Source organism: Antribacter gilvus (assembly GCF_003946865.1).
GTDB lineage: Bacteria > Actinomycetota > Actinomycetes > Actinomycetales > Cellulomonadaceae > Antribacter > Antribacter gilvus.
In genome coordinates this window covers 461,394-487,269 of sequence record NZ_QXTH01000001.1, presented here as the reverse complement: position 1 = coordinate 487,269, position 25,876 = coordinate 461,394, and the positions used below count along the sequence as shown (strand labels likewise).

The following is a 25,876-nucleotide window of genomic DNA, read 5'->3' as shown; positions in this document are numbered from 1 at the left end:
AGTTGTTCCCCGTCCCAGCCCGGGACGGGGAACAACTGCCTGGTCGGGTCGGCGTCGGGCCGCGTGCGCCCGTGGCGAGGAGAGCCCGGTGGCGAGGAGGGGTCAGAGACCCTGGGCCACCCGGTAGTAGACCTGGTTCCAGCGGACCTGGTCCGCGAAGCCGCGGCGCGTGGTGTCCTCGTCGATCACGAGGAGCTCCGTCCGCGCGATCTGCGCGAAGACCTCGAAGGCCTCGACGCCCGCGGCGGTCGAGAGCACCGTGTGGTGCGCGCCGCCCGCGGTCAGCCACGCCTCGGCCGACACGGGGAAGGACGGGCGGGGCGCCCAGACCGCGCGAGCCACCGGCAGGTGGGGCAGGTCGGCCGGGGGCGTCACCACGTCCACCACGTTGGCGGTGAGGCGGAAGCGGTCACGCATGTCGGCGAGCGAGACGACGACGGCCCCCTCGGTCGCGTCGGCGTCGAACACCATGCGGACCGGGTCCTCCTTGCCGCCGATGCCGAGGGGGTGCACCTCGACGCGGGGCTTGGCGGTGGTGAGCGAAGGGCAGATCTCGAGCATGTGCGCGCCGAGGATGAGCTCCTTGCCGGGCGTGAGGTCGTACGTGTAGTCCTCCATGAGCGACGCGCCACCGGGCAGGCCGGCGCCCATCACCTTGGCGGCGCGGACCAGGACGGCGGTCTTCCAGTCGCCCTCGGCGCCGAAGCCGTAGCCCTTGCCCATGAGGCGCTGCACCGCGATGCCGGGGAGCTGGCGCAGCGCGCCGAGGTCCTCGAAGTTCGTGGTGAACGCCTTGGCGCCCAAGGCGCCCAGGAAGCCCTCGAGCGCGAGCTCCTGGCGTGCGGCGTAGCGGAGGGAGTCGTGACGGTCGCCGTCCTTGCGGAGCTCGGGGACCACGTCGTACAGGTCCTCGTACTCGGCCACGAGGCTAGTCACGTCGGCGTCGGCCACGGCGTCGACCGCGGCCACGAGGTCGTTCACGCCCCAGGTGTTGACCGACACGCCGAACCGGAGCTCCGCCTCGGTCTTGTCGCCCTCGGTGACCGCCACGTTGCGCATGTTGTCGCCGAAGCGCGCCAGCTTGAGCTCGTGCGTGGCTGCCCAGCCGGCGGCGCCGCGCACCCAGGTGCCGACGCGCGACGTCACGGCCGGGTTCGACACGTGCCCCACCACGGTCGTGCGCGCGACACCGAGACGCGTCACCAGGTACGCGTACTCGCGGTCGCCGTGCGCGGCCTGGTTGAGGTTCATGAAGTCGAAGTCGATGGTGTCCCACGGCAGCTCGACGTTCGCCTGCGTGTGCAGGTGCAGCAGCGGCTTGCGGAGGGCGTCCAGGCCGGCGATCCACATCTTGGCCGGGCTGAACGTGTGCATCCAGGTGATGACGCCGAGCACGTTGTCGTCGGCCGTGGCGTCCAGCATGGCGCGGCGGATGGAGCCGGAGTCCTTGAGGACGGGCTTCCACACGATGCGGGCCGGCACGTCGGACGAGGCGTCGAGCGCCCTGGCGACCTCCTGCGACTGCTCCGCCACCTGGCGCAGCGTGTCCTCGCCGTAGAGGTCCTGGCTGCCGGTGAGGAACCAGATCTCGCGGTCGGCGTAGGGCTTGTCGGTCATGGGTTGTTTCCTTCCGTTCGGGAGCGGCCGCGCCCGGGCGCGGCCGCGAGGCCTGGCGTCAGTGCTGGCCGTAGACGTTCTGGTAGCGGTGGTAGAGCGAGTCGATCGCGGCTTGGTCCATCGCGACGGGCTCGCCGAGCTGACGGGCGATGTGCACCGTCCGCGCGACCTCCTCGCACATGACCGCGGCCTTGACCGCGGCCTTGGCGTCGCGGCCGATGGTGAACGGGCCGTGGTTCCGCATGAGCACCGCCGGACTGCGGTGCCCCTTCAGGGTCTCGACGATCCCGCGGCCGATGGAGTCGTCGCCGATGATCGCGAACGGGCCCACGGGGATCGGGCCGCCGAACTCGTCGGCCATCATCGTGAGCACGCAGGGCACTTCCTCGGCGCGCGCGGCCCAGGCGGTCGCGTACGTCGAGTGGGTGTGCACCACGCCACCCACCTCGGGCATGTTCCGGTACACGTAGGCGTGCGCCGCAGTGTCCGACGACGGCGCGCGGCTCCCCTCGACCAGGTTGCCGTCGAGGTCGCACACCACCATGGCCTCGGCCGACAGGTCGTCGTACGAGACGCCCGACGGCTTGATGACGAACAGGTCCTGGCCGCCCTGCTCGTCCTTGACGCGCTCGGACACGTTGCCCGCCGTCCACACGACGAGGTCCCACCGGGGCAGCTCGGCGTGCAGCGCGGCGACGCGCACCTTGGCGTCGTCCACGGCGGGGCGCAGGTGGGCGGGGATCTCGGTGAGCGTGCTCATGCGGCGGGGCTCCGTTCCTTCCGGTTCTGGATCGATTCGGTCGCGGCCCGCTCGATGGCGAGGCCGGCGCTGTATTGCTCGAGATAGGCGGCGAAGCCGGCCACGTCGGCGGCGTCAGGCTCCACGACCTCGAGCGCCGCGCCCGCGAACACGCGGTCGTTCAGGTAGGTGCCAAGGTCCAGCTCGTCCGAAGCACCGAGGTAGGCGGCCAGCACGGCGACGCCCCAGGCGCCGCCCTCGGCGGCAGTCCGGCCGACGGCGACAGGCGCGCCGATCGCCGCGGCGAGGAACCGCTGCGCCACACCCGCGGTGCGGAAGAGACCGCCGTGGGCGAACATCGCGTCCAGCGCGACGTCCTCCTCCGCGAGCACCTTCATGCCGAGGGCCAGCGTGCCGAAGGCACCGTAGATCTGGGTGCGCATGAAGTTGGCCAGCGTCAGGCGGCTGTCGGGGGTGCGGACGAACAGCGGCCGCCCCTCCTCGAGGCCCGTGATGGGTTCCCCGGCCAGGTAGTTGTAGGCCAGGAGGCCGCCGCCGTCGGCGTCGCCCTCCAGGGCAGCCCGGAACAGGGCGTCGAAGACCTCGTCCGGCCCGGCCGGGCTGCCCACCGCCGTGGCGAACTGGCCGAACAGCTCCGCCCAGGCGCCGAGCTCGCTCGCGCCGTTGTTGCAGTGCACCATCGCCACGAGGTCGCCGCCGGGCGTGGTGACGAAGTCCAGCTCGTGGTGGACACTGCTCAGTGCCCGCTCGAGAACGACCATCGCGAAGATGCTCGTCCCGGCGCTCACGTTGCCGGTGCGCGGCGCCACGGAGTTGGTGCCGACCATGCCGGTTCCGGCGTCGCCCTCCGGCGGGCACAGCGGGATGCCGGGCTGCAGCGCGCCCGTGGGGTCGAGGAGCGCGGCGCCGTCGGCGGTCAGGCGACCGGCCTCCTGGCCTGCGGGCAAGGCCTCCGGGAACAGCGCCTCGGCGGTGAGGCCCGGACGGCGCTCCGCGAGAAGCTCGTCGAACAGGCCCAGCAGGCGCCGGTCGTAGTCCTTGGTCTCGGGGTCCACCGGGAACAGGCCTGACGCGTCACCCACGCCGAGCACCTTGCGCCCGGTCAGGCGCCAGTGGACGTAGCCGGCCAGGGTCGTGACGTGCGCGATCTCCGGGACGTGCGGCTCGTCGTCGAGGATCGCCTGGTACAGGTGGGCGACGGACCACCGCAGCGGGATGTTGTAGCCGAACAGCTCGGTGAGCTCGGCGGCGGCCCGGCCGGTGCTCGTGTTGCGCCAGGTGCGGAAGGGCACCAGCAGCTCGTCAGCGGCGTCGAAGGCCAGGTAGCCGTGCATCATCGCCGACACGCCGATGGCGCCGAAGGTGGTGGGACGCACGCCGTACCGCTCCTCGACGTCGTCCACCAGGCGCGCGAAGCAGTCCTGCAGACCGGCCCAGACGGCGTCGAGCGAGTACGTCCACACGCCGTCCACGAGCTGGTTCTCCCAGTCGTGGCTACCGGTGGCGATCGGGGCGTGGTCCGGCCCGATCAGGCAGGCCTTGATCCGGGTCGACCCGAGCTCGATGCCGAGCACCGCCCGGCCTGAGGTGATGACCTCCACGAGGTGGGTCGCCTCATCCTGCTGCACCATCGCTGCTCCGTCCTCGCCCGCGTCGTCGTGGGCGTTGCTCCTACGTACTGACGATCCCATGTTAGCGCTCACACACTATCGTGCCGCCAGAGGGTCGCGAGTCTTCTCCATCGTTGTAGATGGAGAGTACGCCTTCACCAGGGTCGCGTACATCTCGGTGCCGCGCCCTGTTCAGGGAGGCGGGCCCGCGCTCGCGCGCTCCACCAGCATGGGCGCGATCAGCTCCGCGCCCACCTGCGCGCCGGCCACCGCCTCCAGCAGGAGGGCGACGCTGCGCCGGCCGAGCTCGTCGAACGGCTGTCGCACGGTGGTCAGCGGCGGCACGAAGTGGCCCGACCCGGCGACGTCGTCGAACCCCACCACCGACACGTCGCGCGGCACGCTGACACCGCGCTCCCAGAAGGCGCGCAGCATGCCCAGCGCGAGGTGGTCGTTGGCGGCGAACACCGCGGTGGGGCCCTCGCCCGTACGGATCTGGTCGGCGAGGCCCAGACCCACCTGGTAGCCGCGATCCGCGGTCCAGTCCGCACCGACGGGATCGGGCGGGGTGATGCCCCGCTCCTCGTGCACCGACCGCCAGCCGGCCTCACGCTCCACGGCGTCGAGCCAGTCCCCCGGGCCGGACACGTGCAGCACGGACTCGTGGCCCAGGTCCAGCAGGTACTCGGTGGCGAGGCGCGCACCGAGGCGCTGGTCCACGGCCAGCGGGATCGTGGCCGCCTCGGTCTCCCCCGCGGCGATGAGCACCACGGGCACCGGCGCGCGGAACTCGTGCACCGCCTCCGCGACGTCGGCCTGGGGCGCGATCACCACGATGCCCTCGACCGCCTGGTCCATGAAGTGGTCGAGCACGCGGTGCATCGTGACGCCGTCGTACTGCCGGATCGTGGCGACCGAGACGTACCAGCCCTGCTCGCGAGCGGCCTCCTCGACGGCGATCAGCGTGCTCGCCGGACCGAACAGGCCCGATCCCGTGGTGACGACGCCGATGGTCGCCGAGCGGGCCGTGGCGAGCGCGCGGGCCGCCACGTTGCGCCGGTAGCCGAGCGTGGCGATCGCGTCCAGCACGCGACGGCGCGTGTCCTCGCGGACGCTGGGGTGCTCGTTGAGCACCCGCGAGACGGTCTGGTGGGACACGCCCGCCAGGGCCGCCACGTCCGACATTGCCGGCGGGCGCACCGGTCGGGTCGCGGGGGTGACCGTAGGTACGGCGGCGGTGGCCGCGCCGCTGCGGCCGACCGCGCTTCCCGTGTCGGCGGGTCGTTCCGCCGTTGCTGGTTCGTTCACGGGCCCATCCTGCCTCGTTCTTGGTCGAATGTGTGCGCTCACATCATCTCAACCCTGGAGACCGCCGTCCCGGTGCCAACCATAGACTCGCCGCATGGTCCGGGGTGAGGATGCGGGCAGCGACTCCTGCACATATGTTGAGCGAGCTACCACCAGTTCACCCGACCAGCCCGACTCACGGTCCTGGATCGATGTCAGTGGGTCGGACCATGATGGAGACCAGGCTCGGCGGAGGAGGGAAGACATGGCGCCTCAGACGATCAGAGTGACGCGCGAGGACCTGCTCGTGCGCCGCGAGGCCCTGCTCCGACGCCTGGACGTCTCCATCGAGGACCTGCGAGAGCGGGCGCGGTACGGAACCCTTTCCGGCCACGAGTGGGAAGCGATCTCGGAACTGAGAGAGATTGGATTCCTCCTCGATGACGCCTCAGGCGACTTCTGACCTCGAGGCCAAGTCCCGCCAGTTCGCAGGAGAAGTGGGCGAGCTCCTGGCGGGGACGCTCGGCATAGAGAAGCAGATCGTTTCCGTCGAGCTCGGCGACCGCTTCGCGGTGAGGCCCGCCGGTGACCACGCCAAGGACCAGCGCGTGCCGCTCGCTATCGGCGGCGAGCATCTCGCCGATCTGTCGATCGCCCTGTATCAGTCACTCGACAGATCGGGCGCGCACCTCAAGACCGGTGTGGACAGCGTGCCCGGGTGGGACAGAGTGATCCAAGAGGGGCGTGTTCGCTGGCGAACCCGCCAGTTCCGATCTGCCGTCCGAGACCTCCAGGTCGAAGCGGCAGACGTCCTCGAGAAGGAGGGTTGGGCACTCGTTCCGCCACCCGTGATCCGTGAGGCTCACCTGGAGCCATACCGTCGATGGTGACGGAAGACGCCTCGGCAGGAGACGGAACCCTCCACCAGCACCGGGAGTTCCACCTTCAGACGGATGTGCCCGGGCGCCCCGCGTGGTGTCGTGGGGGGAGACCGACGGAGGAGACACCATGCTGACGCTCGCGGAAGAGTTCCTGCTGCTTGCCCTGGACGACACCACCGGCCGCCCGATCGTCGACTCGACACGGCTGCACGCCGCGATCGCCGGAGCCGCGCTCGTGGACCTCACGCTGCAGGGGTCGCTCGAGGTGGCCGAGCACGACACCGACGTGCGACGCGGCCGTTTCCGCCGGACCGGGCAGGCCGACCTGCACGACCCACTGCTCGCGCAGATCCTGGAGGACGCCCACGGTCGAAAGCCCAAGGACGCGGTGTCCCGGGTCTCTGGTCAGTCGTCGTTCCGCAACCAGGCGGGCCGCCTCAAGGACCTGCTCCTGGCACGCCTCGCCGAGCAGGGCGTGCTCCGGCCCGAGCCCGCACGGATCCTCGGGATCTTTCCCACCACCGCCTGGAAGCCGCACACGCCGGAGGTCGAGGGAGCGATCCGCGACCGCGTACGGGCGGCGCTCGTCGCACCGGCGCCCGACCCCCGCCCCGTGACCGACGCACCGCCCGCCCCGGCCGACCTCCTGGACCCGCGGACCGCGGCCCTGGTGTCGCTCCTGGCCGCGACGGACCTGACCCACCGCGTGGTGCCCGACCTCGACAAGCGCGCCGTCCGGCGTCGGGCCAAGGAGATCGCGGCGGCAGGCTGGGCCGGTCCCGCCGTCAAGCGGGTTCTCGACGACACCACCGCCGCCATGACGGCGATCATCGCCTCCACGGCGGCGGCGGGGGCCGCGGCGGGCTCCTGACCCGCCTGCGGCAGCCCCCGCCGCCCAGTCACCCGAGCCGCGCGACCCGAGCCGCACAACCCCCGGCCTCACCCCCGCCGCGTCACCGCCTCCCGCCTGGCCGCGACCAGCGCGACCGCGCCCAGGACGAGGGCGGGCACCAGGACCCAGGCGAGGTGCACCAGCACCGGCCCGGAGGCCGCACCCGTCCAGTACTCGACGTCCGAGGCGGGCATGACGACCCCGTAGGCCAGCCGCCCGAAGTGGAAGGTGGGCAGGTAGCGGGCGATGTCCTGCAGGACGTCCGGCAGCTCACCCATGGGGATGAAGAAGCCGGACGCGAAGGCCAGCGGCAGGAAGATCAGGTTGGCGATCACCGCCGCCGCCCGCGGGCGTGCGACGAACGCGATCGCGAAGCCCAGGGTGCTGAACGCCAGCACCCCGGCGATCATCACCGCCGCGAGCGCGACCCACCTGCCCGGGTCGAGCGACACCCCGCCGGCGGTGGCGGCGACGGCGAACATCACGACCACGATCAGCGCCGCGTGGACGACCGCGCTCACGGCCTTGGCGGCGAGGTAGACCCACGTGGGGTACGGCGTCGCGCGCAGCGTCCGGATCCAGCCCCGGCCGCGGTCCTTGGCGACGTCCTCGCCGAAGGCGAAGATGGCCAGCGACACGACGCCGTACGCGGACATCGAGACGAGCATCGCCAGGCCGACCCGGGTGCCGCCCGGCAGCTCGGTCGACGCGTTCGGCAGGCCGAACATCGCGTACAGCAGCACGGGGATGGCGATCGCGCCGACGGCGAACTCGACGGACCTCAGGCCGGAGCGCACCTGCGTCGCAGCCGTCATGGCGAGCAGCCCGAGCACGCCGCCGTTCCGTCGCGGCTCACGCCGGACGTCCGGCGCCGGGCGCTGGTCGGGTCGCAGCATCGTCATCAGTCGTCTCCCTTGTCGAAGGCGGAGGACGTCTCGGCGGTGAGCGCGAGAAAGACCTCCTCGAGGTCGTCGTCGCCGTGGTGCGTGAGCGCGTCCGCCGTCGTGTCGGCGACGAGGCGCCCACCGGCGATCACGAGGATCCGGTCCGCGACCGCCGAGGCCTCCGCGAGGTCGTGCGTCGCGAACAGGATCGTCGCGCCCTCCTCGACGCTCGCCCGGGCCTGCTCCCAGAACGCCCGCCGGGACACCACGTCCATGGCCGCCGTCGGTTCGTCGAGCAGCAGCAGCTCCGGCGCCCCGACCAGCGCCATCGCCAGGAGCAGGCGCTGCCGTTCACCACCGGACAGCGTCGTCACGGTCCGCGCCGCCCGCTGGGACAGCGCGGTCCGCTCCAGGACGTCGTCGGCGTCGAGGGCCCGGGGGTAGGACCTCCCGACGAGCCGCACGAGCTCCCGCACCGTCACCTGCTCGGGCAGGCCCGCGGACTGCAGCATGGCGCCGACCCGCGCCCGCACCCCGCCACCGGGTCGCCGGCCGAGCACCTCCACCGTGCCGCCCGTGGGCCGCACGAGCCCGAGCAGGAGCTCGAACGTCGTCGTCTTGCCCGCTCCGTTGGGGCCGAGCATCGCGACGATCTCGCCCTGTTCGACCCGCAGGTCGAGCCCAGCCAGGGCATCCACCCCGGCATACTCCTTGCGCACGTCGCGCATCTCCACCACTGGCATGTCGTGCCTCCTTCCAGCCACCGCCCACGCTAGGAATCGCGGGGGCCGGGCGGATGTGCCGGACGGCACCGGTTGCGCCCATGACCAATGGCACGTCCGGCCAGGGGGAGGCGGCTCGTAGCATGCAGGAATGACGCCACGCGACGAACGCCTGAGCGCCGCGGGCGGCCTCCTTGCCGCGCTCGTCGTCGGCCTCGGGATGCTCCTCACCTCGGCCCAGGTCAGCCCCGACCCCGCGCTCGCCGCGCTGTGGTGGGTGGCCTACGGCGTCTACGTAGTGGTGTTCGCTCTCGACAGCGGTCTGCTCCCGAGCAGCCTGCGGCTCCGCCTGCCGGATCCCGTCACCGTCGGCGTCCTCGCCGTCACGCAGACGGTGGTCTGGTTCATCGCGCCCAACGAGGGCCTGACGGCCATCCTGTTCGTCGTCACCGCCGCGACAGCGGCCTTCATGCTGTCCCGGCGAGGAGTCGCGGCGGTGATCGCGGGCAACACGCTGGTCATCGCCGTCGGCGCCGCGATGGCCATCCCGACGGCGGTCGCGGTGGTCTTCACCACCATGACGTACCTGTCGTTCCAGCTCTTCGCCGTCATGGTGATCCTCGGCGCGCGCCGCGAGGCCGAGGCACGCTCCGCCCTGGCGGTCGCGCACGCGGACCTCCGCGCGGCGACAGCTCTGCTCGCGACCTCCAGCCGCAACTCCGAGCGCCTGCGGATCGCCCGCGACCTGCACGACGTCATCGGCCATCAGATGACCGCGCTCGCTCTCGAGCTCGAGGTCGCGTCGCACCGGGCCACGGGCGACGCGCTCGAGCACGTGACCCGTGCCCGCGGCATCGCGAAGGACCTCCTCGGCGACGTCCGGACCACGGTGGGGGCGCTCCGGGACGTGCCGGCCAGCCTGGAGCCCACGCTGCGGGCGCTCGTCGAGCACGTGCCGGGTCTCGAGGTCGACCTTCTCGTCGACGAACGGCGGCCCCTCGACGAGGCGAGGACGATCGCCGTCGTGCGCTGCGTACAGGAGGTGCTGACCAACACGGTGCGGCACGCCGGGGCGTCCCACCTGCGGCTGGCCGTGACGTCCGACGAGGACGGCGTCGTCGTGGACGCGCGCGACGACGGCCGGGGAGCCACCGTCGTCCGCCTCGGCAACGGGCTCACCGGCATGACGGAGAGGGTCGAGGAGCTCGGCGGAGAGCTGCGGGTGGAGTCCTCGCCGGGCCGCGGCTTCGGCGTCGTCGTCCGGGTGCCCGCCGCATGATCCGGGTCGCGGTGGTCGACGACCAGACCCTCGTGCGGCAGGGCATCCTCAGCCTGCTCGGGCTCTCGGAGGAGATCGAGGTGGTCGGGGAGGGCGAGGACGGCGACGACGCGCTGGCGCTGGTCGAGCGCGGCGACGTCGACGTGCTCCTGCTCGACCTGCGCATGCCGCGCCGCGACGGGATCGCCGCCCTGGAGGCGCTGTCCGAGCGTGGCTCGCAGACGCCGGTGCTCGTCCTCACCACGTTCGACGACGACGAGCTCGTGCTGCGCGCGCTGCGGGCCGGAGCCCGTGGATACCTGCTGAAGGACGTCACGCTCGACCAGCTCGTGGGTGCGATCCGCTCGCTCGCGGCCGGGGGCGTGCTGCTCCAGCCGGGCCTCACGGACCGGCTCTTCCGGGCGGTGTCCGCGCGGCCCGGCAGCACCACCGGCTTCGAGCGGCCCGAGCCCTTGACGGCGCGCGAGCTGGACGTGCTGCGGCTGGCCGCAGCGGGCTACTCGAACACGGAGATCGCCTCGGCGCTGCACCTGGCGTCAGGCACGGTCAAGAACCACCTGTCCAGCGTGTTCGTCAAGCTCGGCGTCCGGGACCGGACGCGTGCGGTGCTGCGGGCCCTGGACCTGGGGATCCTGGGCGGAGCCCGGTGAGCGGTCCCAGCGTGAAGCGGCAGGCGCCCCACACCACGTAGAGCAGCGGGGCCGCGACGAAACCGAGGCCCACCGCGGGCCGGGTGACGATCATCGCCGCCAGGAGACCGAGGACGACGAGCGAGGCCAGCCCCAGGTACCACCGCCGCGCGCCCAGGAACAGCGCGGGGAGCAGCACGTCGCGCAGGCGCGCCTCCGGCAGCTCGGGCACGGCGGCGAGCGCCAGGACCGCGGTGGCCACGGTCCCCGCCGCGAGCGTGACGAGCAACGGGATCACGACGGCGCCCGCCGGCCGGCCCCAGAAGAAGGCCACGTCCACCGCGAGGACCACCACCACGACCGTCGCGAGCGCGCCGATCGCCAGGGAGCGGCGCGCGTGCCGCCGCCAGGACCGCACGAAGGTGCGGACCACGGGGGTCGAGCCGTCGTCGCCGTGGGCGGCGAAGACGGCGAAAGCCGCCGTCAGCGCCGGGGCCACCAGCGGCGCCGTGAGGGCGAGCAGCGGCCACGACGAGGCCAGGTCCGTCGCCACCGCGACGACCACCACCGGCAGGCACGCCACGACGAGGAGCAGGTTGGTCATCAGCCCGGTGTAGACCGTGCCGATCACCAGCTCGTACGTCTCCTGGTTGACGAGCCGACGGCGGCCCGGCCTCGCGGTGGTCGCACTCATCCCTTGACGCCCGTCGTGGCGATGCCCTCGACGAAGTACCGCTGGCCGAGCAGGAAGATCACGGCGATCGGCAGGACCGACAGCACGGAGCCCGTCATGATCAGCGCGTACTCGGCGTTGTACTGGCCGATGAACGACTTGAGGCCGATCTGGATCGTCCACAGCTCGCGGTCGCGCAGGTAGATGAGCGGCCCGAGATAGTCGTTCCACGTGTTGACGAACGTGATGAGCGTCAGCGACGCGATGGCCGGGATCGAGAGGGGCACCATGATGCGCCACCAGATGCCGTACTCCGAGAGCCCGTCGATGCGGGCGGCCTCGCAGAGCGAGTCCGGGATCGACTCGTAGTACTGCTTCATGAGGAACACGCCGAAGGCGCCGAAGGCCTGGAGCAGGATGATGGCCCAGAAGGTGTTGTTGAGGCCCCAGCCGGAGATCATCTGGAACTGCGGGATGAAGTACGACTGCCACGGCACGGCGATGGTGCCGATGTACACCAGGAACAGCACGTCGCGTCCCGGGAAGCGCATCTTGGCGAAGCCGTAGGCGGCGAAGCTGCCGGTGAGCACCTGCAGGAACGTGACGGTCACGGCGAGGAACGCGGTGTTCTTCAGCCAGGTCACCATGTCGGACTTGGCCCAGATGTCGACGTAGTTCTGCCAGAGGACCGGGTCCGGGATCCACTGCACCGGGACGGTGAACACCTGGTTGTTGGTCTTGAGCGAGGAGACGATCATCCACGCGAAAGGCAGGAGGATGCCCGCCGCAGCAGCACAGAGGACGACGTAGAGGACGACGCGGGCGCCGGTGGCCCGGGCGTTCGAGCGGACAGCCATCACGCCTCCTTGCGCTTGTTGTAGAGGAACTGCACCACGGTCACGAGGATGCAGATGAAGAACAGGACGACGGCGACCGCGGACGCGTACCCGAACTGGAACTGCACGAAGCCCTTGGTGTAGATGTACTGGCTCAGCACGAGCGTGGACTGGCCCGGCCCGCCCTCGGTCATGACCAGGATGAGGTCGAAGACCTTGAAGCTGGCGATCGTGATCATCACCGTGACGAAGAACATCGTGGGGCGCAGGCACGGGAGAGTGACGTTCAGGAACCGCTGCCAGGAGCTGGCGCCGTCCACGCGGGCAGCCTCGTGCAGCTCGGCGGGGACCGTCTGCAGGCCGGCCAGGAACAGCAGCATGTAGTAGCCCATGTCACGCCAGGTGCCGACGATGATGACGGCGGGCATGGCCCAGTCCTTGTCGACGGTCCAGCCCGGCAGGTCGCCGTCGGTGAACAGGCCGAGGAACTGGTTGATGGGGCCGAACTCCGGGCTGAAGAGCATGTTCCACACCACCGCGATCGCCACGATCGAGGTGATGTACGGGAAGAACGCGACGGTGCGGAAGAACGCCGCGCCGCGCATCTTGCGGTTGAGCAGCAGCGCGAGGCTCAGCGAGACGACGACCGTCAGCGGGATGTGCACCCCCGCGTAGTAGAACGTGTTCAGCAGCGCCGTGTGGAAGCTCTTGTCGCTCCCGAGCTTGACGTAGTTCTCGAGGCCGATGAACGTCGCGGTCCCGAAGATGTTCGAGTTCGTCAGCGAGATGTAGAACAGCGTCAGCACGGGGACGAGGGTGATGACGGCGAAGCCGAGGAAGTTCGGCAGGATGAACGTCCAGCCGATCAGGGCGTTGCGCAGCTTGAGCCTGGCGCCTGGGGCGCGGCCCGTCGGCACACCCCGTGGGGTGGAGCCAGGAGGACCGAGCGGCCCTCCGGGGTGGTCGACGACGGTGGTCGCCATGGGTGTCTCCTCGTCGGGACGTTCGGGTAGAGATTCCCTGCCGAGGTAGTCGCTCCGTCGGACGGAGCGACTACCTCGACGGGGTGGTGCGGGACGGTAGGTCAGCCGACCTCGTTGGCGACCCGCTCCTCGGCCTCGGCGATCCCGTCAGCCACCGGGACGGAGCCCGACATGATCGCCGTGTGGGCCTCGCCCAGGATGGTCTGGATCGCAGCGGTCTTCGCGCCCACCGGGTTCTCGGGGAGCGTCTCGTGGGTGGAGTACGCGAACTTCGACAGGTCGTCCGTGGGGACGCCGTCGAGGCCGAAGATCGTCTCGGTGACGGTGTCGTCGATCAGAGCCGGCGTGATGCCGATAGCGGCGAGCGCGGCGGCGCCCTCCGGACCCGCGGCGAACTTCAGGAAGTCCTTGGCCGTGGCGACCTTGGCCTCGTCGATCCCCGCGTTGATGCCCAAGGTGGTGGGGTCACCGAACGTGACGGGCGTGTTGTCGAGGCCCGCCGTCGACGCGTCGAGCTGGGGGATCGGCGCGATGCCCCACTCGAACGCGTTCGCCTCGCCCGACGCCTGCTGCTTCACGAGCGTCGCGATGTACCACGAGCCCATCGGCAGCATGGCCGCCTGCTGCGTGCCGAACTGCGCCTGGTAGGCGAGCTTGTTCGTGGTGACGGTGGCGTACGTGGGCTGGGCCCCGCCGTCCTGAAGGGCGATCGCCCGCTCGTAGAACGGCTCGAGGTAGCCGAAGTCGCCGCCCTCGAGAGAGGCGCCGTCCGACTGCGCCAGCGCGAAGCCCTGGACCACCGACTGCCAGCCGTGCTGGTACGCGCCGGTCGCCGTGGAGCCGGCCGCCTTCAGCGCGGTCGACAGCTCACCAGCCGCCTTGTCGTAGTCCTCCCAGGTCCACGAGCCGTCCGGCTCGGCGACGCCGGCCTGCGCGAACAGGTCCTTGTTGTAGTAGAGGACCCACGAGTCCTGGCGGTAGGGGACGGCGTAGGTGGCGCCGTCGATCGCCATCGAGTCGAGGCCGCCCGTGGCCGGGTCGAGCTCGCCCGCGACGTCCGAGATGTCGAGCAGCGTCCCGCCCTCCTGGAACGTGATGTAGTTCTTGAGGTTCTTGACGATGAAGACGTCGGGCGCCGTACCGGCGGCCAGGTCGGCCGTCAGGGCGGTGTCGTAGTCGTTGCCGGCCGGGTACTCCTTAATCTCGACCGTCACGTCCGGGTTCGCCGCCGTGTAGGCGTCGGCGAGGGTCTGGAACTCGGGCACTGCCGCGAGGTCCCAGCCGGCCATGGTGATCGTGACGGGACCCTCGGGGGTCTCCGCCTCGGCGTCGGGCGAGCTGCCGCACGCGGTCAGGGTCAGTGCTGCCGCGGCGGCGGCGCCGACCGCGGTCATGATCTTGCGGTTCATTCCTACTCTCCTTCGAGTGGTGGACTGGCCCCGGTGCCGGGGTCTCTCGGTGTCGAGGACCCCGCGGGGACGGCGAGGGTGGTCAGGGCAGGGACACGGTGGTCCCCTCCCGGTCCGGCCAGGTGACGAGCACCTGGTTCGAGGTGAGACGCACCGCGGGGTGCCCGACGGCGGCCTGGGCGGCCTGGGGCGGGTCGGTCGCGTCGTCGGTGGCGGGCGCCCCGTAGAGGCCGACGGCGCAGACCAGCCAGCGACCGGTCCGCAGGTCCTCGGTCACGAGCCAGGGCGTGCCCGTGGCGTCGCCGAGCGGCGTGGCGTCCGCCGACCCGGTCGTGCCTGCCCGGTCGAGACCGTGCAGGGAGACGATCCGGCTGACGAGCCGCCGGCCGTCGTTCGTGCGGGCGGTCGCCGTCGCGGCGGTGCCCGTGGCGCCGTCGGACCGGGAGCCCGAGGCCTGGTGCACTGCCGCGCCGCTGACCGGCCACCCCCCGATCCGGAGGGACCGGGCGTCCTCGGACGAGTCCACCCGGACGAGGCGGACCTCCCAGGCGCCCCGGACCACGCTCACCATGGTGAGCGTGCCCGCCGGGCGGGCCACGCCGGGCTTGCCGGAGCCGTGGTCGGGGGCAGCGAGGTCGGCGTCGAGCCAGCGGACGTCGGCCACGGAGGCGAGGACCGCGGCGGTGGCGCCGGGCGCGGTGGTGGGGCCGGGCGCGGTTACCACCAGGTCCCCGTTCTCGGCGACCGACGCGACCCGGACGTCGTCCGCCACGAGCTCGCAGCGCAGCGTGCGGAAGCCCGTCCGGTGCGTCGCGCGGCCGTCGGCGTCGAGGAGCACGACCGACTGGTCGAGCGGGTCGGTCCAGGCGTCGGGGTCGAGCAGCGGCGACGTCGCCGTCGAGTAGCCGAGGCGCGCGTAGAGCGGGGAGTCGCCGACGGCGTCGCCCTCGAAGGCGTGGTCGGTGCCGTGGTTGACGACCCGCACGACGCCGTCGGCCCGCGTACCGCTGATCGCCCAGCCGGGGGCGACCGCGACGGCGAGCACGTCACCGTTGTCGACCGGGAGGGGCTCCGCCGGAGCGGTCCAGACGGGGTGGTCGGCGGGTAGAGCGAGGCCGAGCAGGCCCTTGCTCGCCCAGTACGGGGAGCCGGTACCGCTGTAGCGCTGGGCGAGCGGGCGCCACTCGTGGTGCCAGCCGAGGGTGAGGAGACCGTCGTCGCCTGGCGCGCCCCGGTCGGCGAAGTGGGCGACGGTGCGCACGGCGGCCTCGCGGAGCAGGCCGGGGGCCAGGCTCGGGACGCCGGAGATCGCGCCGGCCCAGAGCGGCCCTGCCGCGGCGAAGCGGTAGACGAGGCTCCGCCCCTGGAGCAGCGGGGAGCCGTCGGCGCCCACGAGGTGCACCGCGTCCTGGAGGTACCGGTCCAGGTGGGCGACGTCACGCTCGGCGCGCGGCTGCGCGGTGCCCGCGAGCGGGGCGAACGCCTCGTCGGCGCCCTGCATCCGCGCCCACAGCGCCGGGTACAGGTGCAGGGCCCAGCCGGCGTAGTGGTCGTAGGACCGCTCATCACCGTCCGAGAACCAGCCGTCCGCACGGACGAAGCTGTCGTGGACGGCGAGGTCCCGCTCGAGGTCCGCCGCGGACCACGGGCCGCCCACGGACCGCAGGAACGTCTCCACGACGATCCGGAACCAGACCCAGTTGTTGTGCGGGTAGCCGGCGTCGCCCACGACGCTGCTCAGGTACTCGACGGTGCGTTCCTGCACCGCCGGGTCGAGGCGGTCCCAGATCCAGGGACGGGTCAGGTCGAGGATGAGGGCGAGCGACGCCGCCTCGACCTTGGCCTGTCCGTGCTCCTCGGGGCGTACCCAGCGCTCGGGGTGGTGCGGGTCTGTGCCCGCCGCCAGTCCCGCGGCGTAGCGCCCGGCGAGGTCGGTGGGGTCTGCGCCGCGCTCGCCCGCGAGCCGGAAGCCCGCGAGGAGGAACGTCCGGGCGAAGCCCTCCAGGCCGTCCACGGCCGTGCCGTACCCGCCCGGCGTGCCCGGCAGGGTGATCAGCGAGCCGCTCGGCGAGGCGTACGGGCGGACGGCGGCGAGGAGTCCGTCGGCGTAGGACCCGAGCCAGGCGCGCTGCGTCCGGCCGTCGGCGAGGGCGAGGGCGGGGCCCACCAGGGGCGCGGCGCCGGGCGCGAGCGCGCTCATGCCGCCGTCCTCAGGTCCGCACGGGTCACGGCGGCCCGCGGCGCGGCGCCCCGGGCGTAGAGCTCGAGCTCGTCGAGCGCGGCGCCCGTCATGCGGCGGGTCTCCGAGCCGAGCGAACCGGCCACGTGCGGGGTGATCATGACGTTCGGCAGGTCGTACAGCACCGACGAAGCCGGGAGCGGCTCGGGTTCGGTCACGTCGAGCATCGCGTAGAGGCGCCCGGACACGCACTCGCGCTCCAGGGCCTCCGTGTCCACGACCACGCCGCGGGCGGTGTTGATGAGGGTGGCGCCGTCGGGCAGGAGGGCGAGCTCGCGCCCACCGATCATCCCGCTGGTCTCGGGCAGCGCGGGCACGTGCAGGGAGCAGATGTCGCTCGCGGCCAGCAGCTCGTCGAGGGGCACGAGACGTGCACCGGCGGCCGCCACGACCACGGGGTCGGCGTACGGGTCGGCGACGAGCACCTCGCGGGTCTCGAGGGCGGCGAGCCGCTCGACCACCCGACGGCCGGTCCGGGAGAATCCCACGATGCCGACGGTGCGCCCGTAGTTCGACAGCTCGCCGTGCTCGGTCGCGATCGACCAGTCGTCGCGCCGGTCCCGTGCGTACGCGGAGAGGAACGGCACCCGCTTGCCGGCGAGGATGATCGCAGCGAACGTGAACTCGGCGACCGGCAGCGCGTTCTCGTCCACGGCGTTGGTGACGAGCAGACCCCGCTCCCACACGGCGTCGGTCACGAGCCCACGGACCGAGCCGGCGCAGTGCAGCACGGCGCGGAGGCCGGGGGCGGCCGCGAGCCGTTCGGGCGTGAGGGCGGGTGCGCCCCAGGACGTGAGGAGCACCTCGACGTGCGCGAGGCGCTTGCGCGCCTGGTCCGTGTCGAGGTCCGTGACGTGCAGCGGGTCGCCGAGGACCGCGAGCCGTGCGAGGCGGTCGAGCTCGTCCCGCCCGAACTGCGTGCGGAAGGTCTCGTCGCTCATCACGAGCATGGCCTCTGGGCGCCGCATCGTCACTCCTCCCCATCGAGTCTGTGGTCGAGGGCACCGCAGCCCTCACCACCGCCGATCGTCTTGATCGAACATTTTCGATCATCACCGATCAGCAGTGGCCCTAGTGAAGCGCACGGACCTCGGTCAGCGCAAGGGCAACCGCGCATAACAGTTCAGTCTCGTTCTGCGATACGATCAGGTTCGATCACAAAGGATCCGGAGGATTCGCATGACCGACGCAGCAACGGTGCTGCCCGCCCCCACCGTCGCGGACCGGGGGCACTGGGACGCGCCGCGGGTGGTGGACGCGCTCGCCGACGTGGTGGCCCAGGCCGAGGCCGAGCGTGGCTCGCCCTGGCCGCAGCCGCTGACCAGCCACTACGCGCGCTTCTTCCGGGACGGGGACCGCACGGAGTACGAGAACCTCGTGGCCGCCCGCCAGGCTCGGCTCACGCGCGCCGTCCTCACCACCCTCCGCACGCCGGAGGACCGGTGGGTCGACGAGGTGGTGGACGGCGTGGTGCTGCTCTGCGAGCAGTCCAGCTGGTGCTGGGCCGCCCACGACGACACGTTCACCCAGCGCGGGCGCATCACCCCCACGGTCACCGACCCGTACCTCGACCTGGGCGCCGGCGAGGTCGCCGCCCAGCTCGCCTGGACGGACCACCTGCTCGGCCCGCTGCTCGACGCGCGCGCCCCGGGCGTCCGCGAGCGCGTCCGCACGGAGGCGGCGACGCGCGTGCTGAGACCCTTCACCGACCGCCGTGACTGGTGGTGGCTCGGCGTGGACCACCCGATCATGAACTGGAGCCCGTGGATCCAGGGCAACGTCCTCGCGGCCGCGCTCGCCCTCGAGCCCGACCCCGCTCGCCGCGACCGGACGGTCTCCCTCGTCGCCGAGGGCCTCGACGCCTACTGGGCCTCCCTCCCGGCCGACGGCGGCGTGGACGAGGGCTACCAGTACTGGTGGCAGGGGGCCGCACGGGCGCTGGAGGCCCAGGACCTGCTGGACCGGGCCACCGGCACGCCGCCGAGCGAGGCGTCGCTCGCCGTCATCCGGGCCACCGTGGCCTTCCCGCACGCCATGCACCTGGGCGACGGCTGGTACGTCAACGTCGCCGACGGAACGGCCCGGCCCGCGGTCCGGTACCCCTGGAACGTGGTCCGTTCGTGGGCCGCCCGGCTGGGCGACGACGCCGCGGCCCGCCACGCGGCGTCGTACCGCGAGGCGCCAGGGATCCTCCTGGACGAGCGGTCCAGCCTCCCGCGCGCAGTCACCATGCTGTCCGACGACGCCTGGGCCGCCACCGCACCCGCCTCGCCCCCGCTCGTGGCCGCGGTGTGGCTGCCGCAGACCGAGGTGGCGCTGGCACGCCAGACCGCGGGCACGGCCGCCGGGCTCGCCGTGAGCGTCAAGGGCGGGCACAACGACGAGAACCACAACCACGACGACGTGGGCAACGTGGTGGTGGCGCTCGACGGGGTCCCCGTCGTGGTCGACGCGGGACTGCTCACGTACACCGCGGCCACGTTCGGCCCGGACCGCTACTCGATCTGGTCGCTGCGCGCCGACTGGCACAACGTGCCGCGCGTGCGTGACGTGGAGCAGCCGCCCGGCCGCGAGCGCGCGGCCCGGGACATGGCCGTGTACGACGGGCCCGGCACCTGGCGCGTGCGCCTCGACCTCGCCCCGGCCTACCCCGGGACCGGGCTGGAGCGCTGGTGGCGCGAGGTCGCGCTCGACCGCGCGAGCGGCCGGGTCACGGTCGAGGACAGCTGGACGTTCGCGGAGGAGGCGTCGTCGGCCCCCGGCGGGCGCACCGCGTGGCACTGGGTGCTGGCCGGCGAGGTCGCGCTCGGCGAGGGCCGCGCGACCGCGCGGCACGGCGAGCGCCCGCTCCGGCTCACCTGGGACGCGGGCGTCGTCGAGGCGGCCCTGGACGTCCAGGAGCTCGACGACCCCCTGATGACCGAGGTCTGGGGCGACCGCCTGACCCGCCTCCGTCTCACCCTGCGCGCGGAGTCCCCGCGTGGCACGTTCTGCGTGACGATGGGCCCACCCGACCCTGAGGAGCTCCGATGACCGCGACCAGCGCGCCCCTGCCTGCCGAGCGCCGCGCACGCCTGCTCGACGAGCTCCGGGCGAACGGCTCGGCGCGCGTCAGCGACCTCTCGCGCACCTTGGGCGTCACTCCGGTGACGGTCCGGCGGGACCTGGCGCAGCTCGCCGAGGAGGGCGTGCTGCAGAAGGTGCACGGCGGGGCGCGCCTGGCCGGCTCCGTGGCGAACGGCGGGCAGGGCGGCGCGCCCGGCAGCGGGCAGGGCGCCACGTCGCCCGACGACGCCGCGGCCCGCCCGGGCGACCGCGCGACCGAGCGGTCGCTGCGGACGATCGGGATGGTCGTGCCGTCGCTGGACTACTACTGGCCCGAGGTCATCCGGGGAGCGCGCACGACGGCGCCGGGGGCGGGGCTGCGGATCATCCTGCGGGGGTCGTCGTACGAGCCGGGCGAGGTGCGGCGGCAGGTCGCGGCGCTCGTCGGCGCGGGCACGGCCGAGGGCGGGCCCGCCGTCTCGGGGCTGCTCGTGGCGCCCCCGACGGGTGGGGAGGAGGGCGCCGAGCTGGCGCTCTGGCTGTCCGGGCTGGACGTGCCGGTGGTGCTGATGGAGCGGCGGGCGACCGTCGGGCCGTACCACGAGCACCTCGAGTCCGTGATCACCGACCACGCGCTCGGGGCGGGCCTGGCGGTACGCCACCTCGCCGCCGCGGGGCATCGCCGGATCGGCCTGGTCGCGTCGCTGCACAGCCCGCACAGCCCGGTCGTGCGGGAGGGCTGGCTGGCCACCGTCGCGGAGCTGGGGCTCGACACCGACGTGCCCGACCTCGTGACCGTGGACCACTCCGAGCCGGGCTGGGCCGCCGACGTCGAGCGGGCCCTGGACGCGTGCCGCGGGACGGGACCTGGCCAGGGCGCCACGGCCCTGCTGGTCCACTCCGACCCGGAGGCGATCTCGCTCGTCCAGCGCGCGCAGGAACGCGGCCTGCGGGTGCCCGGCGACCTCGCCGTCGTGGCCTACGACGACGAGGTCGCCGGGCTCGCGGACCCGCCCATCACGGCGATCCGGCCGCCCAAGTCGACGATCGGAGCGACGGCTGTAGAGCTGCTGGCCCGGCGGATCGCCGAAGGCCCGGACCGTCCGGTGTTCCGCGTGCTGCTCAGCCCCCGGCTGATCGTCCGGGCCTCCAGCAGGTGACCGGCGCCGTCAGCCGGACCTCGTCCACTGCTGGTTCTGCCCGCTGCCGCACGTGTACGTGATGATCGCGGCGGAGTTGGCGGTGGAGGCACCGTTCACGTCGAGGCACTCCCCCGTCGCCCGGGACCTGATCTGCACGTAGGACCCGGAGGTCACCACCTGCCACTGCTGGTTGGTGCCCGAGCCGCAGGCCTCCTGCGTCACGGTGTTCGCGTTCTCCTGCAGGCACAGGTTCGAGTGCATCGGCCGCAGGTTGTAGTACCCGCTGGTGCTCGTGGCCTTGAACCAGAACTTCTGGTTCCCTCCGCCGTTGCAGTCCCACTGCTTGAGCTGCGCACCGGGTGAGCCGGAGGCGCTCGTGATGTCGGCGCACCTGCCGCTGTGGCGGGCGGTGAGCGACTGGAACGGCCCGCCCTGCCCGGAGATCGTCCCGGCCTCGGCGTCGATCACCAGCTCGGGGTAGTAGCTCATGCTCATCGACGTGCTCGACGGGAACGTGATCGGCGCCCAGACGTACTTGGAGCCGTTGACGTTGGTCCCGATGGAGTTGCCCCACCGGTCGCCCAGGTACAGGTAGGACGTGCCGGAGGTGCCCTGGACCGGCAGCACGAAAGCGGTCTGCGAACCGAACGTGGTGCTGTCACCCACGTTCTGCATCGCGCTCCACGGGCCGGCGAGGCTGGTCGCGGTCGCGTACTTCTGCTGGTTCGGAGACCACCCCGTCGCGCCCGACGTCAGCATGAAGTAGACGTTCCCCCGCTTGAACAGGGCCGGTGCCTCGCGGTGGCCGCCCGGCCAGGGGTTGGCGACGAGCGACTCGATGCCCGTGTAGTCGGCCGTCAGGCGGTAGACGTGCAGGTCGTAGTTCTCGCGCGCGGCGGAGTACATGTACCCGGTCCCGTCGGTGTCGACGAAGACGCCGATGTCGCGCGACATGTGGCCGAGCGGGCGGAAGCTGCCCCGGTAGGTATAGGCGCCGCAGGGCTGGTTGGTCGTCGACACAGCGACGGCGGCACGCGCCTCGCCGTAGTCGGTGCCGTTCTCCTTGTGCATCCAGATGACGTAACGGTCGGTCGACGCGTTGTACATGATCTTGGGCCGCTCGATGTTCGCGGTCTGCAGCTCGCTGTGGCTGTTCTCCGTGAGCACGTTGTTCACGAACGACCAGCTCTTGAGGTCGGTGGACCGGTAGCAGCTGACGTACCGGAACGTGTTGTCGGCGTTCCGGTTCTCACCGATCCAGTAGTAGTAGCTGCCCGACTTCACCACGCCGCCACCGTGGGCGTGCAGCGGGTTGCCCGACGAGTCGGTGAACTGGGTGGCGTTGACGATCGTCTGGGGTGCCGCCTGGGCCGGCGCTGTCGCGACGAGAGCCGTCGCGGCAGCGCAGACCAGGGCGGCGAGGAACGCTGAGAGGCGCCTCACGGGACCACACTCCTTCATTGCAGTGCAGAGAGACCGGCGTGCATCGTCGCGCGCAGATCACCCAGAATCGGGCATATGCAGCCTATGGCAACGTTAACATCCGATCAAGACCCGTTGGCAAGGTCACGCCTCGGTCGGTCCCAGGTCCGGGCCGGCCACGAACCGCACCACCGGCGCGGCCGCGCCCTGCACCTCGAGCACCACCACCTCGTTCCGCTCCCGCACCACGGGCCCCGGCACGTACAGCGTCGCCGTCGGCCCCGCAGCGCGGAACCTGCCCAGCGGGAAGCCGTTCACCCACACCAGGCCGCGCGTCCAGCCGTCCAGCCTCAGGAAGTGGTCGGCACCGGGCTCGGTCTCCAGCACGCCCAGGCACAGCACGGGCCCGGCGAACGGCGCGTCGTCGGCCACGGTGCCCGACGGCGAAGCCGTACCGGGGTCCCCGCGCCGTCCCGCAGCGGAGCCCCGGACGGCGCGGGGCGAGGGCGGCGGGAGCACGCCTCCGCGCACCGCCTCGGCCACGCGGGGGTCCAGCAGGCCGTCGGAACCGTCGAACGCGAGGGGGACCGACGTCCAGCCGGTGAGCTCCCTCGTCGCGGTCCGGGCGGGGCCGACCAGGCCCTTGGCCTCGCCGATGCGACGGCCGTAGTTGACCCGGCCCTCGTCCTCGACGAGCAGGGTGAGCTCCCCCTGCCTGCGCGGCAGCGGCAGCGTGCGGACGTGCTCCGTCCGGCCCAGCACGCCGACGGGCTCGCCGTCCAGGGCGACCCACGCCCGGTCACGGACGTCCGCGAAGGTGACCACGCCGTCGTCGGGCATCACGGACGTGCCGTAGAGCGTGAAGCCCGACCACTGCCCCAGCTCGTCGTGGGTGGGCAGCCGCTCTGTGCGGCGGGGCTCGCCGAGCAGGGGCAGCAGGTCGGCGAGCGGGACACGCCGGTCGAGCACCAGCTCAGCCTCGGGCGCCGACGGCGCGGGGGCGGGCAGCTCGTCCGGGACGGTCCGGTGGCGGGAGATGACGTCGCGCATCGCGAGGTACTTGGGCGTGACCACGCCGTGCTCGGCGAGCGGCGCGTCATAGTCGTAGGACGTGGTGATGGGCAGGTAGGTGCCCTTGTCGTTGGCGCCGTTCGTGAGCCCGAAGTTGGTGCCGCCGTGGAACATGTAGACGTTCACCGACGCGCCGGCGGCCAGCAGGTCATCGAGGTCCAGCGCGTTCGCCTCGGGCGGGGTCGTGTGGTGGTGCAGGCCCCAGGAGTCGAACCAGCCGTCCCAGAACTCCATGCAAGCGAGCGGGCCCCACGGCTGGTGGCGGCGCAGCGTCGCCAGGCGCTCGGCGCTGCGGCTGCCGAACGTCGCCGTCCGCAGCAGCTCGGGGAGGCCCCCGCGTGCGAGGTGCTCGTCGTTGGCCTGGTCGCAGGTGAAGAGCGGCACCTCGATGCCCTGGGCACGGGTGAGGTCCACGAGCGCGCGCAGGTAGCTGGCGCGCTCCTCGGGAGAGTCGTCGCCGTACGCGCCGTACTCGTTCTCGACCTGCACGGCCAGGACCGGGCCCCCGCGGGTGACCTGCCGCTCCGCGAGGATCGGCAGCACGTCCGCGTAGTAGCCGCCGATCGCCTCCAGGAACTGCGGCTCCGCGCGGCGCACGCCCACGCCCGGCGTGGCGAACAGCCAGGCGGGCAGCCCGCCGCCGTCCCACTCCGCGCAGATGTAGGGACCCGGGCGCACGATCGCGTGCAGCCCCTCCGCGGCCACCAGGTCGAGGAACCGGCCCAGGTCGTAGCGCCCGGCGGTGCGGAACTCGCCCTTGGTCGGGGAGTGGAAGTTCCACGCCACGTACGTCTCGATGGTGTTGAGGCCCATGAGGCGCGCCTTGCGGATCCGGTCGGCCCACTGGTCCGGGTGCACCCGGAAGTAGTGCAGCGCTCCGCTGACGATCTGCAGCGGGCGGCCGTCGAGCAGGAAGTCCTGCTCGCCGATCTCGAACGTGGGCATGGGTGGGCGCCTCTCTGGGTGCGGTGGTGGGGGTGCGCACATTGCTTCGGCAGCTCGTCGTCGGTTCGGCACTTCGAGGTGCCGAACCGACGACGAGCTGCCGAAGCAATGTGCGCGGGGCGACGCGCAGCGTCAGTTGCTGACGGTGAAGCCCTGGTCGTTGCCGTAGCTCGTCATCGCGTCCTGCCAGTCGGTCAGGCCGTCGAGCAGGGGCGTGGCCCCCGTGTAGGCCTGGCCCACCGTGTCGGGGTAGATGCTGTTCGCGTAGACCTGGAAGGGCAGGTACTGCCAGCCCTCGACCACGTTCGCGGCCGAGTCGGACAGGATCTCGTTGATCTTCTGACCGCCGAAGTACTCGGACTCGTAGCCCAGGAACTCGTCGGAGTTCAGGTCCTCGACCGTGGTGGGGAACGCACCGCCGTCGATCCGGGTCTGGACGCCCTCGCCCGCCGTCGCGTACTCGAGGAACGCGTAGGCGAGCGCCTTCTTCTCGCTGGCCTCGGTGATGGCGAGCGACGAGCCGCCGTTCTCGGCGGTGGCGTTCGCGCCCGCCTCCCACTGCGGCATGGGGGCCACGCGCCACTTGCCGGCCGCGTTGGGGGCGCCCGACTCCATGTTGCCGGGCATCCAGGCGCCCGTCACGAGCGTGGCGATCGTGCCGTCGTCCATGGCCTGGAACCACTCGTCGCTCCAGCCGGGGATGTCGGCGAGGAGCTCCTCGTCGATCATCTCCTGGTACACGCCGGCGAACTTGGCCGCGCCCTCGTCGCCTCCGAGGTCGACCGTCACGTCCGTGCCGTCCACCTCGAACGGCGTGCCGCCGGCCTGCCAGATGATCGAGGTGGTGTAGCCGGCGTCGCCGGTGTCCGCACCGATGTACTTGGTCGGGTCCGCGGTGTGGATGGCGCGAGCCGCCTCGACGTACTCGTCCCACGTGGTGGGCACCTCGACGCCGAGGGTGTCGAAGACCTCCGCGTTGTAGAACATGGCCATCGGGCCGGAGTCCATGGGCAGCGCCCAGATCCCGCCGCCCTGCGAGATCGCGCCCCACGGGCCCGGAGTGAACGTGTCCTGGAGCTCGTCCGCACCGAACGCGCTCACGTCCGCGAGCGAGCCGCCGATGGAGAACTGGCCCAGGGCGTAGTACTCGACCTGCGCCAGGTCGGGGACGCCCGAGCCCGCCGCGATGGCGTTCTGCAGGGCGATGTAGTGGTCGTTGCCCGTGCCGACGTTCGCGAGCTCGATGTCGACGTTCGGGTACTCCTCCTCGAACCCGGCCACGACGTCCTCGAGCGTGGGGTCCCACGCCCAGAGGAGCAGCTCGCCACCTTCCTCGAGGGCAGCGTCGACGTCGGCCGGGTCGCCGGCGGCCGCGCCGTCGTCCGCCGGGCCGCCGCAGGCGGTGAGGGCGAGGGCGAGGGCGCCGAGGGCGGCCGCCGCGGAGGCGGCCCGGCGGGCGCGGCGCGTGGTCCGGGGCGTCGCCACGAGACGGCTCGCGCTACGGATGGGGGTCATGGGTGGGTCCTCTCACTTCGTCGTGGATCGTGAAC

Annotated in this window: 22 protein-coding genes; 7 read left to right on the top strand and 15 right to left on the bottom strand. The window is 72.2% G+C overall.

Annotated elements, in window-relative coordinates:
• Positions 1-102: 102 nt before the first annotated feature.
• The 4 genes from araA to D1350_RS02080 all read right to left on the bottom strand — a co-directional run bounded on the left by araA (position 103) and on the right by D1350_RS02080 (position 5,295).
• On the bottom strand, positions 103-1,617 hold the full coding sequence (gene araA / locus D1350_RS02095; protein ID WP_125773351.1) for an L-arabinose isomerase: 1,515 nt from the start codon (positions 1,615-1,617) through the stop codon (positions 103-105).
• Positions 1,618-1,675: 58 nt separating this feature from the next.
• Positions 1,676-2,377, bottom strand: a complete 702-nt coding sequence (locus D1350_RS02090; protein WP_125773349.1) for an L-ribulose-5-phosphate 4-epimerase — start codon at positions 2,375-2,377, stop codon at positions 1,676-1,678.
• Positions 2,374-4,008, bottom strand: a complete 1,635-nt coding sequence (locus D1350_RS02085) for a xylulokinase (RefSeq protein WP_125773347.1) — start codon at positions 4,006-4,008, stop codon at positions 2,374-2,376. The genes D1350_RS02090 and D1350_RS02085 overlap by 4 nt, the downstream gene beginning before the upstream one ends.
• Positions 4,009-4,179: 171 nt before the next feature.
• On the bottom strand, positions 4,180-5,295 hold the full coding sequence (locus D1350_RS02080) for a LacI family DNA-binding transcriptional regulator (RefSeq protein ID WP_338068123.1): 1,116 nt from the start codon (positions 5,293-5,295) through the stop codon (positions 4,180-4,182).
• A 244-nt stretch (positions 5,296-5,539) separates the two neighbouring features.
• Between D1350_RS02080 and D1350_RS02075 the strand changes: the two genes are divergently transcribed.
• From D1350_RS02075 to D1350_RS02065, 3 genes are all read left to right on the top strand, one after another.
• Complete coding sequence (locus tag D1350_RS02075) at positions 5,540-5,737, top strand: hypothetical protein (RefSeq protein ID WP_125773345.1); 198 nt, start codon at positions 5,540-5,542, stop codon at positions 5,735-5,737.
• Between the two features lie 34 nt (positions 5,738-5,771).
• Positions 5,772-6,164, top strand: a complete 393-nt coding sequence (locus tag D1350_RS02070; protein WP_125773343.1) for a hypothetical protein — start codon at positions 5,772-5,774, stop codon at positions 6,162-6,164.
• 118 nt (positions 6,165-6,282) lie between these two features.
• Complete coding sequence (locus tag D1350_RS02065) at positions 6,283-7,026, top strand: GOLPH3/VPS74 family protein (RefSeq protein ID WP_125773341.1); 744 nt, start codon at positions 6,283-6,285, stop codon at positions 7,024-7,026.
• A gap of 68 nt (positions 7,027-7,094) precedes the next feature.
• On the opposite strand, the gene D1350_RS02060 is transcribed toward D1350_RS02065, so the two are convergent.
• Together D1350_RS02060 and D1350_RS02055 are read right to left on the bottom strand one after the other, a co-directional pair.
• A complete protein-coding gene (locus D1350_RS02060) occupies positions 7,095-7,949 on the bottom strand; it encodes an ABC transporter permease (protein ID WP_125773339.1) in 855 nt (284 codons plus the stop codon).
• A complete protein-coding gene (locus D1350_RS02055; RefSeq protein ID WP_125773337.1) occupies positions 7,949-8,674 on the bottom strand; it encodes an ABC transporter ATP-binding protein in 726 nt (241 codons plus the stop codon). Before D1350_RS02055 ends, D1350_RS02060 begins: the two co-directional genes overlap by 1 nt.
• Positions 8,675-8,804: 130 nt before the next feature.
• On the opposite strand from D1350_RS02055, the gene D1350_RS02050 reads away from it, so the two are divergent.
• On the top strand, positions 8,805-9,932 hold the full coding sequence (locus D1350_RS02050; protein ID WP_125773335.1) for a sensor histidine kinase: 1,128 nt from the start codon (positions 8,805-8,807) through the stop codon (positions 9,930-9,932).
• Positions 9,929-10,582, top strand: a complete 654-nt coding sequence (locus D1350_RS02045; protein ID WP_125773333.1) for a response regulator — start codon at positions 9,929-9,931, stop codon at positions 10,580-10,582. The genes D1350_RS02050 and D1350_RS02045 overlap by 4 nt, the downstream gene beginning before the upstream one ends.
• On the opposite strand, the gene D1350_RS02040 is transcribed toward D1350_RS02045, so the two are convergent.
• The 6 genes from D1350_RS02040 to D1350_RS02015 all read right to left on the bottom strand — a co-directional run bounded on the left by D1350_RS02040 (position 10,506) and on the right by D1350_RS02015 (position 17,669).
• The gene (locus D1350_RS02040; RefSeq protein ID WP_125773331.1) at positions 10,506-11,255 is read right to left on the bottom strand and encodes a DUF624 domain-containing protein; all 750 of its coding nucleotides are present in this window, start codon (positions 11,253-11,255) and stop codon (positions 10,506-10,508) included. The genes D1350_RS02045 and D1350_RS02040 overlap by 77 nt on opposite strands.
• Entirely contained in the window at positions 11,252-12,091 is an 840-nt protein-coding gene (locus D1350_RS02035; protein WP_125773329.1) for a carbohydrate ABC transporter permease, read from the bottom strand. The genes D1350_RS02040 and D1350_RS02035 overlap by 4 nt, the downstream gene beginning before the upstream one ends.
• Positions 12,091-13,053, bottom strand: a complete 963-nt coding sequence (locus D1350_RS02030) for a carbohydrate ABC transporter permease (RefSeq protein ID WP_125773327.1) — start codon at positions 13,051-13,053, stop codon at positions 12,091-12,093. Before D1350_RS02030 ends, D1350_RS02035 begins: the two co-directional genes overlap by 1 nt.
• A 101-nt stretch (positions 13,054-13,154) precedes the next feature.
• Positions 13,155-14,462 carry an ABC transporter substrate-binding protein gene (locus D1350_RS02025; RefSeq protein ID WP_125773325.1) on the bottom strand — a complete coding sequence of 436 codons (1,308 nt, stop codon included), beginning with the start codon at positions 14,460-14,462 and terminating at the stop codon, positions 13,155-13,157.
• Positions 14,463-14,544: 82 nt separating this feature from the next.
• Positions 14,545-16,662: a DUF2264 domain-containing protein gene (locus tag D1350_RS02020; protein ID WP_125773323.1), complete on the bottom strand. Its 2,118-nt coding sequence runs from the start codon at positions 16,660-16,662 to the stop codon at positions 14,545-14,547.
• A complete protein-coding gene (locus D1350_RS02015; RefSeq protein WP_125773321.1) occupies positions 16,659-17,669 on the bottom strand; it encodes a hydroxyacid dehydrogenase in 1,011 nt (336 codons plus the stop codon). Before D1350_RS02015 ends, D1350_RS02020 begins: the two co-directional genes overlap by 4 nt.
• 211 nt (positions 17,670-17,880) lie before the next feature.
• Here D1350_RS02015 and D1350_RS02010 point away from each other — a divergent pair, with 211 nt between their 5' ends.
• A complete protein-coding gene (locus D1350_RS02010) occupies positions 17,881-19,734 on the top strand; it encodes a serine/threonine-protein kinase (RefSeq protein WP_125773319.1) in 1,854 nt (617 codons plus the stop codon).
• Entirely contained in the window at positions 19,731-20,906 is a 1,176-nt protein-coding gene (locus D1350_RS02005; protein ID WP_125773317.1) for a substrate-binding domain-containing protein, read from the top strand. Before D1350_RS02010 ends, D1350_RS02005 begins: the two co-directional genes overlap by 4 nt.
• Positions 20,907-20,915: 9 nt before the next feature.
• Here the strand turns inward: D1350_RS02005 and D1350_RS02000 are convergent, their stop codons facing one another.
• The 3 genes from D1350_RS02000 to D1350_RS01990 all read right to left on the bottom strand — a co-directional run bounded on the left by D1350_RS02000 (position 20,916) and on the right by D1350_RS01990 (position 25,841).
• On the bottom strand, positions 20,916-22,331 hold the full coding sequence (locus D1350_RS02000; protein ID WP_125773315.1) for an RICIN domain-containing protein: 1,416 nt from the start codon (positions 22,329-22,331) through the stop codon (positions 20,916-20,918).
• Positions 22,332-22,454: 123 nt separating this feature from the next.
• Entirely contained in the window at positions 22,455-24,326 is a 1,872-nt protein-coding gene (locus D1350_RS01995) for a glycoside hydrolase family 35 protein (RefSeq protein WP_125773313.1), read from the bottom strand.
• Positions 24,327-24,458: 132 nt separating this feature from the next.
• Positions 24,459-25,841: an ABC transporter substrate-binding protein gene (locus D1350_RS01990; protein ID WP_125773311.1), complete on the bottom strand. Its 1,383-nt coding sequence runs from the start codon at positions 25,839-25,841 to the stop codon at positions 24,459-24,461.
• Between the last annotated feature and the right edge of the window lie 35 nt (positions 25,842-25,876).